Annotated in this window: 20 protein-coding genes, 1 tRNA gene and 1 pseudogene; 16 read left to right on the plus strand and 6 right to left on the minus strand. The window is 59.2% G+C overall.

Annotation, left to right across the window (positions count from 1 at the left end; genetic code table 11):
- Window position 1 precedes the first annotated feature (1 nt).
- From K289_RS0114780 to K289_RS0114795, 4 genes are all read left to right on the plus strand, one after another.
- On the plus strand, window positions 2-469 hold the full coding sequence (locus K289_RS0114780; protein WP_027552237.1) for a low molecular weight phosphatase family protein: 468 nt from the start codon (window positions 2-4) through the stop codon (window positions 467-469).
- A gap of 176 nt (window positions 470-645) precedes the next feature.
- On the plus strand, window positions 646-1,275 hold the full coding sequence (locus tag K289_RS0114785) for a Maf-like protein (RefSeq protein ID WP_027552238.1): 630 nt from the start codon (window positions 646-648) through the stop codon (window positions 1,273-1,275).
- 167 nt (window positions 1,276-1,442) lie between these two features.
- The gene (gene yacG, locus K289_RS0114790; protein WP_027552239.1) at window positions 1,443-1,625 is read left to right on the plus strand and encodes a DNA gyrase inhibitor YacG; all 183 of its coding nucleotides are present in this window, start codon (window positions 1,443-1,445) and stop codon (window positions 1,623-1,625) included.
- Between the two features lie 186 nt (window positions 1,626-1,811).
- A tRNA-Phe gene (locus K289_RS0114795) sits at window positions 1,812-1,887 on the plus strand.
- Window positions 1,888-2,228: 341 nt separating this feature from the next.
- Here K289_RS0114795 and K289_RS44405 read toward each other — a convergent pair.
- The 5 genes and pseudogenes from K289_RS44405 to K289_RS53065 form a co-directional block, all read right to left on the minus strand.
- Window positions 2,229-3,560 carry a recombinase family protein gene (locus K289_RS44405; protein WP_051310579.1) on the minus strand — a complete coding sequence of 444 codons (1,332 nt, stop codon included), beginning with the start codon at window positions 3,558-3,560 and terminating at the stop codon, window positions 2,229-2,231.
- A gap of 37 nt (window positions 3,561-3,597) precedes the next feature.
- Window positions 3,598-4,023 carry a hypothetical protein gene (locus K289_RS0114805; protein ID WP_027552240.1) on the minus strand — a complete coding sequence of 142 codons (426 nt, stop codon included), beginning with the start codon at window positions 4,021-4,023 and terminating at the stop codon, window positions 3,598-3,600.
- Window positions 4,020-4,232 (minus strand): hypothetical protein, encoded by a 213-nt coding sequence (locus K289_RS0114810; RefSeq protein ID WP_027552241.1) that lies wholly within the window; start codon window positions 4,230-4,232, stop codon window positions 4,020-4,022. Before K289_RS0114810 ends, K289_RS0114805 begins: the two co-directional genes overlap by 4 nt.
- Window positions 4,222-4,740, minus strand: coding sequence for a hypothetical protein (locus K289_RS52255; protein ID WP_027552242.1), 519 nt, complete (start codon window positions 4,738-4,740; stop codon window positions 4,222-4,224). The genes K289_RS0114810 and K289_RS52255 overlap by 11 nt, the downstream gene beginning before the upstream one ends.
- 41 nt (window positions 4,741-4,781) lie before the next feature.
- Window positions 4,782-5,120 (minus strand): annotated as a pseudogene (locus tag K289_RS53065) (caspase family protein); the annotation flags it as partial.
- Window positions 5,121-5,637: 517 nt separating this feature from the next.
- Here K289_RS53065 and K289_RS50420 point away from each other — a divergent pair.
- A complete protein-coding gene (locus tag K289_RS50420; RefSeq protein WP_156917973.1) occupies window positions 5,638-5,985 on the plus strand; it encodes a hypothetical protein in 348 nt (115 codons plus the stop codon).
- 199 nt (window positions 5,986-6,184) lie between these two features.
- Here K289_RS50420 and tnpA read toward each other — a convergent pair whose 3' ends face one another.
- Window positions 6,185-6,616, minus strand: a complete 432-nt coding sequence (tnpA, locus tag K289_RS0114825; protein ID WP_027552244.1) for an IS200/IS605 family transposase — start codon at window positions 6,614-6,616, stop codon at window positions 6,185-6,187.
- Window positions 6,617-6,931: 315 nt separating this feature from the next.
- On the opposite strand from tnpA, the gene K289_RS0114830 reads away from it, so the two are divergent.
- The 11 genes from K289_RS0114830 to K289_RS0114880 all read left to right on the plus strand — a co-directional run bounded on the left by K289_RS0114830 (window position 6,932) and on the right by K289_RS0114880 (window position 16,615).
- On the plus strand, window positions 6,932-8,032 hold the full coding sequence (locus K289_RS0114830) for a helix-turn-helix transcriptional regulator (RefSeq protein ID WP_198024707.1): 1,101 nt from the start codon (window positions 6,932-6,934) through the stop codon (window positions 8,030-8,032).
- A gap of 195 nt (window positions 8,033-8,227) precedes the next feature.
- Entirely contained in the window at window positions 8,228-8,524 is a 297-nt protein-coding gene (locus tag K289_RS0114835; protein ID WP_027552246.1) for a hypothetical protein, read from the plus strand.
- Between the two features lie 32 nt (window positions 8,525-8,556).
- A complete protein-coding gene (locus K289_RS0114840; protein WP_027552247.1) occupies window positions 8,557-8,856 on the plus strand; it encodes a hypothetical protein in 300 nt (99 codons plus the stop codon).
- Between the two features lie 13 nt (window positions 8,857-8,869).
- The gene (locus K289_RS0114845; RefSeq protein ID WP_027552248.1) at window positions 8,870-10,066 is read left to right on the plus strand and encodes a cupin domain-containing protein; all 1,197 of its coding nucleotides are present in this window, start codon (window positions 8,870-8,872) and stop codon (window positions 10,064-10,066) included.
- A gap of 101 nt (window positions 10,067-10,167) precedes the next feature.
- Window positions 10,168-10,683 carry a hypothetical protein gene (locus K289_RS50425; protein WP_156917974.1) on the plus strand — a complete coding sequence of 172 codons (516 nt, stop codon included), beginning with the start codon at window positions 10,168-10,170 and terminating at the stop codon, window positions 10,681-10,683.
- 164 nt (window positions 10,684-10,847) lie between these two features.
- Entirely contained in the window at window positions 10,848-11,234 is a 387-nt protein-coding gene (locus K289_RS0114855) for a hypothetical protein (RefSeq protein ID WP_156917975.1), read from the plus strand.
- An 18-nt stretch (window positions 11,235-11,252) separates the two neighbouring features.
- Window positions 11,253-12,020 (plus strand): hypothetical protein, encoded by a 768-nt coding sequence (locus K289_RS0114860; RefSeq protein WP_027552251.1) that lies wholly within the window; start codon window positions 11,253-11,255, stop codon window positions 12,018-12,020.
- Window positions 12,021-12,035: 15 nt separating this feature from the next.
- Entirely contained in the window at window positions 12,036-12,458 is a 423-nt protein-coding gene (locus tag K289_RS50430; protein WP_156917976.1) for a hypothetical protein, read from the plus strand.
- A gap of 865 nt (window positions 12,459-13,323) precedes the next feature.
- Window positions 13,324-14,283, plus strand: a complete 960-nt coding sequence (locus tag K289_RS0114870; RefSeq protein WP_027552253.1) for a hypothetical protein — start codon at window positions 13,324-13,326, stop codon at window positions 14,281-14,283.
- Between the two features lie 791 nt (window positions 14,284-15,074).
- Window positions 15,075-15,764 (plus strand): papain-like cysteine protease family protein, encoded by a 690-nt coding sequence (locus tag K289_RS48640; protein WP_198024708.1) that lies wholly within the window; start codon window positions 15,075-15,077, stop codon window positions 15,762-15,764.
- A 356-nt stretch (window positions 15,765-16,120) separates the two neighbouring features.
- Window positions 16,121-16,615, plus strand: a complete 495-nt coding sequence (locus tag K289_RS0114880; protein WP_051310580.1) for a disulfide bond formation protein B — start codon at window positions 16,121-16,123, stop codon at window positions 16,613-16,615.
- The last annotated feature ends 50 nt before the right edge of the window (window positions 16,616-16,665 follow it).

Below are 16,665 nucleotides of genomic sequence, written 5' to 3' on the forward strand. Positions count from 1 at the left end.
GATGGCGGGTCCGCCACGCGCACGCGATCCGCAATCGGTGCTGTTCGCCTGCGCGATGAACAGCGTGCGCTCGCCGATGGCCGAGAGCCTGCTGCGGCACATGTTTCCGCAAGGCCTCTACGTCAAATCCGCCGGCGCCAGGAAGGGCGAGCTCGATCCGTTCGCCGTCACCGTGATGGCCGAGCTCGGGCAGGACATCTCCACCCACAGGCCGCAGACCTTCGAGGAGCTGGAGGATTGGGAGGGGCTCAACTTCGATCTCATCATCACGCTGTCGCCGGAGGCGCATCACAAGGCGCTGGATCTGACCCGAACGCTCGCTGCCGACGTCGAATACTGGCCGACGCAGGACCCCACCACCACCGAGGGCAGCCGCGACCAGAAGCTCGCGGCCTATCGCGAGGTCTGCGACCAGCTCCTGCTGCGCATCCGCCGCCGCTTTGCGAAGGCGGGCGCGGCGAGCGGGTAACTCTCGCGCCCCGTCCGGAACCCCGAGCCCCGTAACACCCCCGTCACAGTGCGCAGGCACACGCATCATGGCACCACCGAATCGCTTAAGTCCGGGTTCCCGGGTTGTGAAATCAGCCCCCTTCCGATAGGTTCCGCGCGCAATTCACCCCCTGCTTCGCCCCCTCAAATCACCTGATGCTTGGCCGCCCCAAATTCGTTCTTGCCTCCGGTTCGCCGCGACGCCTGTCGCTGCTCAACCAGGCCGGCATTGAGCCGGACGCGCTCAGGCCCGCCGACGTCGACGAGACGCCGAAGCGGGGCGAGCTGCCGCGCGCCTGCGCCAACCGCCTGGCGCGGGCCAAGGCCGATGCGGCGCTGAAGTCGGTGCAGCTCGACGACGAGCTGCGCGGCGCCTTCATCCTCTCGGCCGACACGGTGGTGGCGGTCGGCCGCCGCATCCTGCCCAAGGCCAACCTCGTGGACGAAGCCGCGCAGTGCCTGCGGCTGCTGTCGGGCCGCAACCACCGCGTCTACACCGCGATCACCCTGGTGACGCCGCGCGAGGCCTTCCGCCAGCGCCTGGTCGAGACCCGCGTCCGCTTCAAGCGCCTCTCGGAGGACGACATCCAGGCCTATATCGGCTCCGGCGAATGGCGCGGCAAAGCCGGCGGCTACGCCGTACAGGGCATCGCCGGGTCCTTCGTTGTGAAGATGGTCGGCTCCTACACCAACGTCGTCGGCCTGCCGCTCTACGAGACCACCGCGCTGCTCGGCGGCGAGGGCTTCCCGATCCGCTTCGGCTGGCTCAACGCCGCCGGCGTGTGAGCACGAAGGCGGCGCCGGCCGCGCGCCGACAAAAATCTCGAAAACAACCCCATGCAAAGTAGAGTAGTCCCCGTGGAACTCTGGCGGCGACGCGTGCGCGTCCACTGGTGGAACCCGTTTGCCGACAGGCTCTTGAACTGCCTAACCTCATGTAAGCTGCCCCGATCATGGACGACCACGTCAAAAAGCCCGCCAACCCGAAGCGAAAATGCCCGATCTGCGGCAAGCCCGCCGAGCATGCCACCCGTCCGTTCTGCTCCTCGCGCTGCCGCGACGTCGACCTGAACCGCTGGCTGAAGGGCTCCTACGTCATCCCCGGCCGCGATGACGGGACGGATGACGTCGAATAGTGATGTATTATCAATCTGTTACGTGAAGTCTGGTCCATCGTCATCCGCACCCGTCGAGCCCCGCCTCATCTTGTGCACAGCTGGGCCGCGCCCGGCGAAGCCTCTTGGCGAAGCCGGGTGGACAGGCCGCTCCGAGCCCACTATAAACCGCCCGCTCGATGGGCCTTGGCCCCTCTCTTGGAGCACGCCCAGGTAGCTCAGTTGGTAGAGCATGCGACTGAAAATCGCAGTGTCGGTGGTTCGATTCCGCCCCTGGGCACCATTCCTGAACAGATTTGCGAACCCGGGGCGTCGGTTGCCCGTCCGGTCCAAAGGTGAACCGGATGTTGTCGTTTGAACCAACGATCCGGATCTTGTCTTCGGATACGATGATCGCGTCCACCATGCTCGAAAGATAGGCCTTCCGCGCGGCGACATCGCCGGAGGTGAGCTGTTCGCGCAACAGGCGGGTGAACCGATCGACAGCGACGGGGTCAATCTCGATGGGCGCTCCGCTCGACTTCTTCGCATAATCCAGCGCTTCCACCGCCCTGTCCCGGGAGGCTTTCAGAGCCGCAACGCGCTCTTTGAGGGTCGGATCGGTGCCGTCAAACGGTACCCGCCTCAATCGCCGCGTAGAGGCGCCCCAACCGCTCTTCGGCATCGGAAGCCTGGCGAGCGAGATCGACGATCCGGCGATCGGCGGAAGCCTGCCGTTCGTCGCGCCGGGCTTTCAAGGCGAGCAGGATCGAAGTTACCCGATCCCGGCTGTAGCAACTGATCGGTCAGAGCCTCAACAACCAGCTTCTCGATTACCGGACGGGGGACCTTTCGGTTGACGCAGCTCGTCCCGTCGCCCTGCTTGTGGCGCGCCTGCTTGGTGGCTTGGATGCACTTGTAGTAGGCGTATATCTTTCCGGTCCTGGAGGTGCCTGTCGCGGTCGTCAACGCGCAAGATACTTCACAGTCGCAGCGCACCAGGCCGCCGAGCAAGGAGGGCGCCGAGGTCAGACGCGGCCCTTTGGCTCGCGGCTGCCGCGCAACCAGAAGGGCCTGGACTTCGTCGAACAAGGTACGATCGATGATCGTCGGCACATCATATTCGACGATTTCGGCGGCGTCCTTGCGTTCGCCATCGCCCTTGCGGTTGAACTCATTGAAACGGCGAACCCCTGTATAGGCGTCGCGCGTGAGAATCTCGTGGATAGTTCCAGTGCCGAACAACGAGCCGTTCCTCGAACGGAAGCCGCGCTCGTTCAACCAGATCGCGATCTTTTTCGTGCCGAGCGGGCCGGAGTTTCCATCGCCGTTCCGGGCAAGGTCGAAGGCGCGAACGACGATCTCGGCCTCGACCGGTTCGATCGCGAGCTTTTTCTTCTGCTTGTTTCCGATGATCTCGGCATCGACGGACTTGTATCCGAATGGAATGATGCCACCGTTGGAGAATCCACGGCGCGCGTTCTCCTTCATGGTGCGCGTTGTCGCGCGTGACGTTTCCGCGGACTGGAATTCGTTGACGATACCGATGAATTTCCTGAACAGATCTCCGCTCGCATCATTGGTCAGTGGCTCGGCGAATGAAATCAGTTCAACCTTGTGCTTGCGCAGAGCGCGGACGGTGAGCTCCTGCTCGAACTGGTTTCGGAACGCGCGCGAAAACGAGTAGACGAGAATGGCGTCGACCGATCGCGTGCCGTCGGTTGCGCGCGCAATCATCTGCTCGAACGCGGGCCGCTTCATATTTGTGGCCGTCTCACCCTCGTCGCGGAAAATGCCGACGACATTCTCGCCGTCTCGCTCGCAGCGAGCAACCAGTTGGTTCTCCTGATCCATCAGGCTGAGGGCATTCTGAGCCTGAGCGTCAGTCGATACGCGCACGTAGATGAGCACGTTTCGCGTCGCCTTGACTCCGTTCGTCGAGGGCGCTTCCAATGCGTGAAGATGCTTGCGTGCCATGAGAATATTGCCCCCTGCCTCAAGTCATGGATCGAGTCTAGCGGGGCGGTGCGAGCTTGTGAAGCAATTCGATCGCAGCCTTGCTGCGCATCTTGCTCACATCGATCATCTTACCGTGGCGGCGCGTCCATTCGATGCGGAACGCCTCGTGCAGCATCTCGGTGTGCGTCTCACACACGTACCGAAACGTTGCCTGCGCGCCATTGTTGGGCAGCCTGAGAAATCCCGCGATGAAGATCCGGTGGCGCAGTTCCTCGTTGATCGCGCGAAGCTCGATGATCGCCGCCTCCCGATGCCTGGGCTTGAAGACGTAGCGAGTATCGGGAGTGAATTCGCAGCTCATTGAGGGACCCTGCGCCAGGACCTCGCCAACCAGCCAGACACCGCCGTCGACGGCGATGTCGGCGAATTTCTCCAATTCCATTTTCAGGATGCGGGGCTCGTAGAACGGATGGGTGGTCATCGCTTCTCTCCTTTTCGATGTGCCGTAGTCACCGTCGGCATCGTGCGGGGTTTGGGATCGAAGACCGCGTCGAGCAAGTCGCCGAAATATCGCTCGATCGCGTCCAGCTCGTCCTTCGAGACCGGGATCGGATTGGGCAATTCGTTCTCCACGGTCCAGAATTCCGGATCGGAGGGCCGCGGCTTTGCTGGAGAGCGATTAGAGCTCATGGCTGAGCTCACGCTTCTTGCGACGCTGGTGGTCGCGGTCGCCGGTTGCGGCGGCTCTCGCCAGCTCGGACGGGTCGATCGTGCTCGTTTTGATGCTCTCGCGTGAGAGCAATTTCAGCAGGAGGGCTCGGCGCTCCGCGGCGGTGACGTCTCTCTGCCTGGTTTCAGGCGAGCGGGCAGCTTTGACATGGGCGTCGATCTCGGCACGGTCGATGACCAGCGACAGAACTCCGCGGGCCCGGCTGGCAGCGACGTAGAGCGAGTTCCGGTCGTAACGCGGATCGATCACCGCCGTGCAGCTCTCGGCAGTCAATCCCTGAGACTGATAGACGGTCGTTGCGTAATCATGAGAGAGGCGAGCGTGGCCGTGCTCGTCAGCGATACCCCTCGTCGAGAACGAGACGCGGTGCCGGCCAATACGCGCGGTGATGTTGGCTTGGTCGCGGCCGTCCTGCTCAATATGCTCAATCTTGCCGCAGGTGCCGTTGATGATTCGATGGCCAGCCAATTCGGTACGGCGACCGAACCTGATCCGGTCCCCGACAGTTTAGCCTGCCGCTCAAAGTCGTTCAGCGCTTGCCGCATGTCGTCGTAACGGGCATCGGTCAACGTCTTGACGTCGAAACCGAGCCGTCTCAGCGATGCCGACACGTCTGTGGCGTCGTTTGCCGGATCGGGAAGGATAGGGACATTTTGGTAACCGCTGTTGCCGATCACCAGAGCTACACGACTGCCGGCGCGCGCGGGCGCCGAAGTGAGCAAGAGCGCGACGAACAACAGCCCAATAAAAAAAATCAGCCTCCCCCGCCAAACACGATCATGCTGCCTCAGATTGGGCGAATTCAATCGAAGCGTCTGTCTGATAGGCGAGTGAGGAGGTGTGGGCACTAGAAACAAAATGCCGTTTCTATTTGCGACGGTTCGGATTTTAAGAGTCCCGCGACACGAAGCCAGACTTCTCAGTGCTCACTCAACAGACGGCGTAAGGTGAAGCGTCGGGGCGGGGCAGGCCTTTCTCACCGTGCTTTCCAATCCATCCTTGATCTGATATAAAGGGACTGCCGATGATGGCTCGCGAAATAGCCTTCTGCCAAGCAACGATTGGGAGTTGGACTTGCGTAGAGCGGCTTTAGCTTTGTGCTTGTTCGGGATAGTCGATGCCGGCTACGCCCAGGACGACAAATTGGCGGGTACATGGCGCATCATTGACGAGCCCACCAGATCAACTGCTTGCGACGCCGAGTACGATAGAATCAGCGTTGGCGACAGTGTTACCCCGGTCCACAAGTTTATTGAATCCCACTACAGTCCCCTTGATCAGACGTCTGAAAGACAATGGGTCCAAAAAAGAATTCTAAGAGCCGCTCGGTCTGAGAACGAAGAGTCGACCCAACGATTCATCAGATTGGGTTTCTATGACGGCTGCAACTATCATTCAACGGAGTATGTTCAAACGGCTGACGGAAACCTTGAAGAACTCACGGGCTACCATCGCGTAACAACGATGGCTTGTCCTCATCAGTCTGTCGGTAGCAAAGCGGTTCCTGGAGCTGGAGCCGATCCAGGAGCTGGAGCCGAGCGAAAAGAACAAACAGAGCGCGACTCCGCTCTGGAAGCGCGTCAAGCTTGTGATCATAGCAATGCCCTCAGGATGGATCATCTCAAACGGATAGATCTAAAGGGCGACAATCTACTCGTGACCCATAGCGATGATAGCATTCAGAAGTTTGAGAAATTTGGATTAAGCAAGTAAGCCGCCAAATCGGGTTCAGATGAACTGGTGCTGTTTGCAAAACCGGAGGTGACAGTTTTTGGATACCCTTCACCTTCGCTACATGACCTTGAAGGTAAGTATCCCCCGGCAAAGCCGGGGGCTTTAGGAATTGGGCCGCTCAAAGCGGCCGTGGGGACGCTAACGCGGCCCCGATTTTGTTGGCCGCCTAAAGGCGGCCTCAGCGCCACAAGTTCATTTGGTCGAGCCGGGTATCTTCGGCCTCCTGCTTGCGAATGTATTCCCTGATCACCGCTTCGTCTCGACCGACGGTCGAGACGAAGTATCCCCGAGCCCAGAAGTGCTGCCCTACGAAGTTGCGCTTCTTCTCTCCATAGACCCGCGCCAGATGGATGGCGCTCTTGCCCTTGATGTATCCAATCACCTGCGACACCGCATATTTGGGTGGGATCGAAATCATCATGTGAACATGGTCGGGCATCAAATGCCCCTCCTCGACCCTGCACTCCTTCTGCATGGCCAATCTCCGGAACACGTCCCCAAGATGCTGCCTCAACTCCCCGTACAGCGTCTTCCTGCGACACTTGGGAATGAAGACCACGTGATATTTGCACTCCCATTTGCTGTGGCTTAGGCTCTCGTAATCGTCCATCGCGAAACTCCTTCTCGTGCGCGTGGTGGCTCACGAGTCGCGAGTTTCGTCGGTGGACGACCGCCGGAAACGTCAAACTTCTGCTGCCTCCCAGGCAGAGCCGGGGGGCCTCCCTTGTTAGGCTAGTTCCGATCGTGCGGGCATCGGGCCGAGACCTCCGCCCTGAGAAGCTTCGAGAGCGATGACGAACCCTTGCTGCTTGCGGTGCAGCATCGCGAGCGCGACAACGGATCCTCAAGCTGCGGTTTCGCGTTTCGTATTGACTCACGATAAACGCACCCACTAGCCTAATCTTGCATGCTGTTGGGGGCCAGCTTGGAACTCGGCGATCTAGGTCGTATCGAAAGTGCGTTCGCAGAAGCTGCGGTCGATCCATCGCAGTGGGTCCGAGCTCTGGATGTGGTTACCCGGGAAACGGGAAGTTTCGGCGCCACCCTTCTCCCCATCACCGGAGCCGTCATCCCGAACGTTCCTGCTACACGATGGCTGGGTGACATTGCGGAGCATTACTTCCGGGATGGCTGGCACCTGAGGGACCATCGCCATGCCGGCATCCACCTCATGATGAAGGACGGGGTGGTCGACGATACTGACATCATCGATCCCGACAGCATCAAGAAGCACCCCTATTACCAGGAATTTCTTGCTCCCCACGGTCTAAGATGGTTTGCCGGTGTCAAGGTCGCGTGCGGAACCGACGTCTGGTGCCTCTCTATCCAGCGACGCATCGAGCAAGGACCGTTTCCATCCGAGGAGAAGTCCCTCCTTGGGACCCTCTCCCGGTCCTTGAGCACCAGCGCCGCACTGTCGCGAGCATTTTCAACGTCGACCGTCAAAGGCGCCTTGAATGCCTTCGAGCTGAGCAATACGGCCGTCGCACTACTCAACCGTCAAGGCGACGTCTATCAGATGAACCCGGCGGCGGAAACCGTGCTCCAGGGCGATATCCGGGTCTGCGGCCGAAAGATCATCTCCTTCGATGCGGCGGCATCTTCCGCGCTCGCTCGCGCCATCAATCAGGTGATGTGGCGGCCAACGGGCGCAGCAATGGCGCCCCCTGTCGCCCTGCCGCGCACGGGTAGGTCGCCGCTCATGGCATACCCGGCAAGGCTGTCTGCCGTCGCCGCCAACGCGCTTGCCGACTGCCAGGCCATCGTGATTTTCGTTGACCCGGAAGAGCGGCGGAACGCACCCGAAGCCGTACTCCAGTCTGGTTTCCGACTGACGCAAACCGAAGCTAAGCTGGCCGCCCGTCTGGCGACCGGCGCCTCCCTGGACGACGTCTCGGGCGAGTTCTTGATTTCGAAGCAGACAGCGCGCACCCACCTCAAACGGATATTTGCGAAGATGGGTATCGGCCGACAGTCCGAGCTGGTCGCCCTGCTGAGCTCCATGGCTCGCTATGGGAACCGCTAGGTGACCGAAGCAATTGCAACGCCAACAGGATCGGGCTCGTAGTCGCCAACCATTATTGCCGGATTTTCCGATGGATACCTCAAACGGGTGATGTCGCGCGCGTACATCCACCCTAGCATTATCGTATGGCGTGTCCCGCAGACCGTTTGGCAACGCCGGTTTAATTTTCTGAATGGAATCTTTGCAAGGAATTTTATGTCCATTTTCATCCCCTTGACGCTGGCCTTTATCGGCCTTCACGCACCTCCCCATCCGTCGCTCTTGCCGGTCGCCTGCGATAGCAACTCGAGCGTCACTCGCGAGTGCTTCGACGAATTCAAGAATGCCGGCAAGAAGATGCTCGGCCAGGAAAACGAAACCGACCGTGCCCAAACGACCGGCGAGGCTGTCCGGAACTGCTGGAATTGCGCCAGCGAAACACTTTCGGACACGATGCGCAATTTCAACTCGAACTCCAGTGATGGCAACACGAGTCGCTCCAATGAGCGATAATCTATTTTAGCGTGTGAAATGGGAGATAAGCGATGAGCAAGGAAACCGACGACAAAACCGAAGGGACCAGCGGCATCAAGGTTCACCGTGCGACCACGAGGCGTTCTTTCATGGCGGCTCTCGGTATTGGCGTCACAACCTCCGCCGCGCTGCTCGGCGCTGGCTCGGCACTGGCACAGGGACGGCGGAGGATGAGCGATCAGAAGGCCGTCAACGATCGCGATTACTATCAAAACGGAGACATCAAAGCGCCGATCTCGAACCAGGGGCGCTATGCCGATGGTGACCGTTCGCGTTCGAACGACATGAAGCAGAATAACGATCGCGACTGACGATCGGTGCATCATGGGCTATACCAATTTAGAGTGGCTGGTCTCACCCCACGACGCCAGCCACTTCCTGGATGACATGTGGGAGAAAAAGCCGCTCCTTATACGACGTGGGACGGCGGGTTATTACGGCTCTCTGCTATCGCTCAAGGACATCGACGAAGTTCTGACCTCGCCGAGCGTGGAATTTCCCGAGATCCGGCTGACGAAGCTGGGCGCCAAGCTGGAAGCATCCGACTACACGCATTCCGGCTCCAAAATCGACGCTGTCGCCGTCTGCAAGCTCTATGCGGACGGGGCCACGGTCATCCTCGATAAGATGAACAGCCGCATCAAGACGCTGCGGGAGCTCTGCCAGAATCTTGGTCGCGAGCTTGGCATCCGGTTTCAGACCAATCTCTATCTGACCCCGCCCCGCTCGGGCGGTTTCGACACCCACTTCGACACCCACGACGTCTTCGTCCTCCAGATCTGCGGCAGCAAGAAGTGGGAGCTCTTCGAGTCCTCGTTCGAACTGCCGATGCCAGGCCAGCATCACGACGAACCTGGCTTTGCGCCGGCGGGCCCGGTCACCGCGACGTTCGAACTGCATGAGGGCGATCTCCTCTACATCCCGCGCGGCGTCTACCACCGCGCGGAAAGCACCGGCGAACTTTCCCTCCACATCACGCTAGGAGCCCATACAAGGTCCTGGGGCGAGTTCTTGATTGAATCCTTGGGAGAGGTGATCGCGCGCGACGTTTCCTTCAGGCGGGGTCTTCCGATCGGTTTCGAGACCGGGAGGTTCAAGGTGTCGGAGGCCAGGGAGCAATTCTCTTCACTGCTCAGGCGATTTGCGGATGGCAGCGATTTCGACAAGGTCGCGGCAAGTTTTGCCGACGAGTTCTCGCGAACGTCCGATATTCCTCTGGAGGGTCAGCTCCTACGAACCATCGAGTTCGCCAAGATCGACGACAGTACCGTCGTCCAGGCGCGTGAGCCCGGCAACCATCTGGTCTCGAAGCGCAACGAGACGGTGTCGATCCATTATGGCGCATCTGTCATCGAGTTTCCCGGCAGGATGGAGGATTCCGTTTCGGACCTATTGTCCGGCCGGGCCATCCGGATCGGCGACCTGCGGGGAAACATCAGCATGGAGGACCGGATCGAGATTGTCCGTCGTACGGCTGAGGCCGGCCTGACGAGGTTTCTACTAGCCGCGGCGGGCATGTAGATTCTGAAATGACGATCAGCGGCGGTCCAGCGACATGGCTATCGAGCGTCCCGGGAGGGGGCTGCAGGGGGCGCTCGGTAGTTCATGACGCTGGCAGGCTCTTGGCCTCTCTTCCCGCACTGTGGTGCCTCATACTGTTCGCCTTCCTCAACGCAGCATCGGCGGAGGGACCGCCGGTGCCTCCTTCTAATCCAAAATCGCAGGACGAATGCCGCGCCTATCAACGCCAGCAAAACGAATACGCCAACGCCATTCTGCAGAAGAGCAAGGATTGCTCGGAGCGAAACTGGATGGCTAAAAACGGCGATTTCGTTGAGTTCGTCCCGTCCTGTGGTGGCGCCAAGGTCTCTGCCTTCAGGGAGTGTCGTGACGCCTCTGATGCGTCCTGGTGCGCCTTCCAGGGCGTCAGCGCACGATATGAAGACTGTATGAAGAAGGCGCTGGCGGCCGAGCGAAAACCGCTGGACGACGCCGTCGCGAAGAATGAGGCGCAGCGAGCGAAGGAAGCCGCCAAACTGCTCCGCGAAACCTGCGGTGCCGATTCTGTTCTGCCCACGCCCGACGCCTGCAAAGGACTGAAACCCACCGGCTCGGGCTTCGAGGATATGAAGAAATAACTGCCGACAGCATTTTTGAGGGTTTAGTCATGCGCTTGTCTGTTGCACTGCTCCTTGCGGTCGCTGTTGTCGCTCTGTCCGGGGCTTTGTCGACGGCCTCGGCCGATGACAAAAAGGATCAGGCGCTTCAGCTCGTTCAGCAGGCTTTCGCGTGCAAGACAGCCGTGACGACCACGGCAACCGCGCGATCGGCGGACGAAATCGAATGGCGCGGCGATTACAAGAAATTCTCAGTCTTCTTCCAGCGGACCTCGGCTGAAACCGCGGCGGATTCCGCCGCCTACGGGTTTCGCGGCGGGACCTACATCTCGTTTCTTTCGCTTCTGAGCTTCACGCCAGCCGGCAAACGGCTGACCGTGAGCTGCAAGCAGCCAGCCTGCCTTGCTCATGCCTATGTCGATTCCGGCTGTGACGAGAACGGAATCTGCGCCAACATCAGCGTCAACAGCCAAAGGAAGGAATATATCGACTCCTTCTACATTGATCTTTGCGACGCCAGCGCCGCGAAGGATGCGGCCGACGGTCTTGCCTTCATCTCGCAATCGAATTGACTCCTCGGGAGTGATCCCATGCTCAAATGCGCAATGTCTGCCGCGATCATCCTGTTCCTCGCGTCACATGCGAACGCAGATATGATCTCGCTTTCGGACATGAAGAACCAGATTGGTCGGGCATGCCCTGCCAGTCTCACCAGGGTGTCCATCATCGATGCGAACGCTCGCTGCAATCCGAACATGAGTGTCACCAAGGCCTGCGACGCCAAATACGAGGCGCCCGGCAAGGCGTGGCATGCATGCTACGAGCAGGTCGAGGAATGCCGTCGCCAGGTCGACGAGGAAAATCAGACTGTCTACGACTACAATGACTGGATCGCCAAATGCGCGGCGGCAGACCAGCGCCAAAAGGACGCGGCCAAACCCCTGCAGCCCGGCGCGGCCAAAGATACGGGCTCCGGCGGCGACGATTTCGCCGCTCGCCTGGACAAAGCCAAGGCACGCAACCAGCAGATGGAAGCGACCAACGGGAAGCAGCAAGAAGACTTTCTGAAATCGCTCGAGCAGAAGCGTAATGACCTGATCGCTGCGCACCAGGAGGAGGCGAGGATCCGCGCCCAGTTGCAGCAGGAACGGGAGGAAAGACGCCAGGCGCAGCTCATGCGCCAGCTCGAAGCGCAGCAAGAGCAGCGCGCAATCGCCGAAGCAGCCCTGGGAAGCTTCCTGCAGGGCTTCATTTCGGCGTACTCAAGCTCGCTGCCAGCGCCGTCAGGCGGTGGAGGCGGTGGCTCTTCCGGCGGATGCCGCGGTTACGTGCGCGGTTCGTGCGAGGCGAGCAGGTAACGGTCTGGAGACACGATGCTTACTCGTCGAGAGACCCTAGTCGGCGCCACGCTTTCATTTGGATTTGTTTGCGCTGTCGCGCATTGCGGCTGTGCGACCTCGCTGATCCCGGCATTCCGCGAATGCCATTTGGATGACGGCGACATGCGGTCCGTTCATCCTCGCATCGATGAGACGAGTCGTTGCCCTCACGGCGACGAGCCAATCATCAATAAATCCAGAATCCCAATTTGTGATTATACGCTTGCTCAAACGCTTGCCATGCTCGCCAATAAATTCGATGTGCTGCCCGGATTTGCATATTACGGTGACACCGGTCCCGAAAATGCGTTTGCAAGAACCTGGTCGATTCCAAGCCCAGCCGCTGTCCGACGGAGCCAACCGAATAATGCGCAGAGTATTTCTGATACCAAGTCTTGCTCTTTTGACGATCAGTGAACCCGCCTCTGCTGCATGGTTCAATTGTGCAAGCAGCAAACTTCTGCCGGACGAAAAGACAGTCTGCTCCGACGCCACTCTCTCCCGGCTAGATGAAGAGTTGAATTCAGAGTACCAGGATATTCTGAGGGGCAGAGAGGTGTCGGCCGCCACCATTGAACAAGAACGGAAAAACCAGCGTGCATTTCTGCCCAAGCGCAAATCGTGCTTGACCGACGTTGGGTGCATTCGCTCCTTGTACACCGCCCGTCTAGCCGCACTGAGTGTGGCGAGGGGGATTGAGGTTATCGAACCAGACAACGCTCCTCAAAGTGCGGCACTCGTTGACCAGGCCCTGGAACTTTTTAAACTTGCGCTGAAGTGTCCCTCCGAGCCCATACGTGAGGGGTATGCGCTTTACTTCAAGTATGAGCATGAATCCTTCGGAGATCGCGCGACACTGCGTGTCAGGGAGACCCAGCACTCCTTCGAAGGCTTCAAGTTCCCAAATGGACAACCGGTCCAGTCCGACATCCCCATACCCGGCGTCAATGCGGCCACTCAATCGGCTAGCCAGACGACGTATGCTGCGGCCCTGAGCTCGATCGGGCATATCTCGCTCAATAAGAACATCGGATCGCTCAGCCTTGGGTGCGTTGTCGACAAGCCTTGCATCGACTCCTTCGAGTCCAGGGGGCCGTCGACTTGCAAGAGCTGGAACGGCACAGAATGCAATTATGGAACCTCCCCCCCGAAACGGGAACAACGTCAGGGGCTCACCCTTTCTGGAATATGTCCAGCGCAAGTCAAAAACGCAGGTGACGCGCTAGGCATACTCGTGTCCGCAGCGACGTATGGTCAGACGAAATAGCGATCGGGGCGCACGATGAAACAACCAAGCCATCTTCCCCAATCCATAATTCCGGTCGCTGCCCTGTTCGCGGCCCTTGTTGCTTCGGGGGCGGCGGGCGCTGAGGGGCGGCTCGATTGCAGCCCATCGGTGGATCTGGAGACCGAGTCTTGTGGCTCGTCTGGTAACATTCAAACCTTCGCGCGCGTGACCAACAAATGCGCTTGCGACGTGTCGGTCAATATCAAGCTCCCGGATGGTGGATCGGCTGTTTTTACCGGCGTAAAGCGGAACGGCGGCACGCAGCACGACATGATCATGGCGTGCGGGCCGACAAGGGGTCAGTATCCCGAATACTCCTACGAATTTTCCTGTCCTGAGCCTCCTAAAGCAGGCTCGAAGCCACCGCGCGATCTGTCAAAGCAATTGCAGGCAGCCGCATCAGACGCCGCAAATGCCGACGCCAAAAACCGGGCGGATCTCGGTGCACTCAGCCAGCAGCATCAGCAGTCGGTGGAGACGAATGTTGCCCGGTACAAGGCTGATATCCGCAATTGGTGTGCTGCCCATGCCCAGCGTTGCGACGCTCAATGCTCTAGCAAAGCCCGGGGCTCGGCCAACTACATGAACGCCTGCGTGAATTTGTGCTCCTCCGTGGTGGATGCATGCGTTGCGGACAATCTGGACGACGAGAACAAGCGGGCCCGGGCGGAAGCCCGCGTTCGGGCGGCGAATGCCAACATGAAAGACGTCGTCGATCAGCTCAACCGTGAGCTCGGAGAGCAACGCGCTCGCGAGGAGATGGAGGCAGCCCTCCAGGTCCAGGCCTTCCTGAGCGCGCTCTCTGCCGCAGGTGGTTCGCCGAGCTATAGCGCGCCTTCGCGACTAACTTCCGCTCAGCGTTCGCCGCCGCCTCCGCCTCCGCCAACACCTTCTTACGCACCGTCAGGGAAGTGTACGCCGATCTACTATGGGAAAACTATGATTGGCTGCTAAGGGGCACGCTTGGCCGGACTTGTGAGGATCCAATCTCACGGACCGCTTTCTGACGCAGCGACGGTCTCCAGCGATTGTTAGCAACGGTCGGCGGGCGCCGGTTTGCGTTTGCCTCGGAAAGAAATAGGGGCGCCGTCCCTCGGAGTGATACCTGTTAGATTAATCGGATGATCGATCCGCACGACCTGTGCGCCGGGGTTACGTACGAACGGCGGCGCCATCGGCGATTCAGCGCGCAATCGACAGCCCCATTCCCATCGCATGGCGGCTCCATTTAGGAGACCGACATGGCCTATGGCGGCGCCTGTTTCCTGGTCAGGTTGCCGCTGTCCTGAGAAGTCTCGAATGCGCGCACGGAGCGCTCCAGCTGTCGCCGTTTGCTGTGATTATCGGTACGGCAGCCACTCTCGCATCTACCTCATTTGGGGCACGACGGGTCGAGCCCGACACAACATGATGGCCGCATCGCTTAAAACAGGCCCATTTTCTTTTTGCGCCCCCCGGGCTTTGGGCCGGCCTTCAAACTGAAGGAGATGTCGATTTGCGTTGCCAGTGTGACCCTCGGACCTTTGCGTATCGGCGCAGGCAAGCGGTCAGAAGCTGTCGCAACGCGGTAGCTTCAAATGCGAGAGCCGTTGCCAAAATGGATCATGGTCATCAACGTATTGCTCGACCGGCCAAGCCTGCTGCGGCAATGCGATCTCGTGCCGCGCTTGGTGCCATAGCGGCGATGCCAGCAACTGCGGCCAGTAACGAGTGACTGCCGGGCAAAAATGAGGGGAGAATATCGAGTGAAGCGTATCGCTGTGCCTTCCGTCGCGTTAATCGTTGGTTGCACCTTGGTGACTTTGGCGACTGCGGCCGAGACTTTACCTATTCCGCCAGTGGTTCAGGGGACGCATGAATGGTGTTGGTTGGCGATCGGAGAAATGGTTTTCAAGTACTATGGCGTTCCAAATTCCAACCCCTATGGAAATTATCAATGTGGCCTAGTGGGGATTCTGGCTGGGCCCCACAACCCGTGCTGGAGTGATTGCAGACAGTGCGGCGGTCCCGCAGGTAGTTTTTTTTCAGATCGAAATTGGAAACAAACTATGCTGTATATGTTTCAGACATATCCAGGGGAGGCCCAAAAATTTACCGGGAAAATCTCGCCCAAGATTAGCGTCACGTTATCGGAAAATCCCATCTCGCCACAAGACATTGCTATAGAGATTGATGCTCGGCGTCCGATTGTTGCGGGCATTTCCTTTCAGCCGGGCGTTACCACTCAGCACGTTGCCTTGATAGTAGGCTATCATGCTGCCGGTAGTGCGACGATGCTTTTTGTGAACGACCCGTATCCTTTCGACCCTCCGAACCCTTACCTCACAGCTGGCGCGAAGCTAATTGACCGCAGTGGACGCTACGAAATCGAATACAACGCCTTTAGGCGACGTCTATTTTGGAGAGAAACGTTCTACGAATTCGCCACCCACTAGCCTATCTTCTCTTTCTGCATCTCGGCCCAGCGCGATCGAAATTCAAACCGCGACATTATAGGTGCAGTGATGTTCGGCGAAGAAGCTTCTTCCAGTGGTGGGACGATGGAGAGGTCAACTCATTACCGACGACGCCACTACGGGTGGCACGAGTGGCTCACCAGTCTTCATACGCGACGACGCGGGCGCGCTGGTGGTTGTAGCGATCGAGTTCGCACGTTCAGACCATCAGCCGGACTTCACGCTGTTTCGAATGGCAATGCAGTAACATCATCCGAGCGGAAGCGGCCTACCAGCGGGTCTTCTAGCGAGATCAGCCGCAGCATCAATGCATCGTCGCCTGAGAGCGGGCGGAGATGACTCGCAACGATCAGTTTTACCTTGGAGTAGGCGTGGCCGCGTTCTCCGTCATCATATTGGGCGGGGCGTTTTGGTTTCAGCTCGCGCTAGGTCTTCAGCCTTGCAAACTTTGCCTTGAACAACGCTACGCGTATTACGCTGCGATACCCCTTGGACTGTTGCTTTCTCGGACGGGAGAGCGACCGACCGCATCATTTTGGCTGGGCGCCAGCCTTTCTTTATTGTTCGCCGCCAACGCTCTGCTGGCGGGTTATCATGCCGGTATTGAGTGGGGGTTTTGGAGCGGTCCAACTAGCTGTTCGGGAACGATTGCAGGTTTCGGAAATGCAAAGGACATTTATGAACGGCTAGGGTCCGAGCCCGTCGTTCTCTGCAATCGGGTGCAGGAGCCGTTTCCAATTTTCGGGCTTTCGTTGGCAGGCTATGACGCTATTATTTCCGCACTCCTGTGTGCGATGGCGGCAAAGCAGATCCTTAAGGCAGTCGCCTAAATCGAATGAGGGAGTAACGCATGATTGGCGTATGCTGCCAGAAGACAAAC

Source organism: Bradyrhizobium sp. Cp5.3 (genome assembly GCF_000426265.1).
Lineage (GTDB): Bacteria > Pseudomonadota > Alphaproteobacteria > Rhizobiales > Xanthobacteraceae > Bradyrhizobium > Bradyrhizobium neotropicale.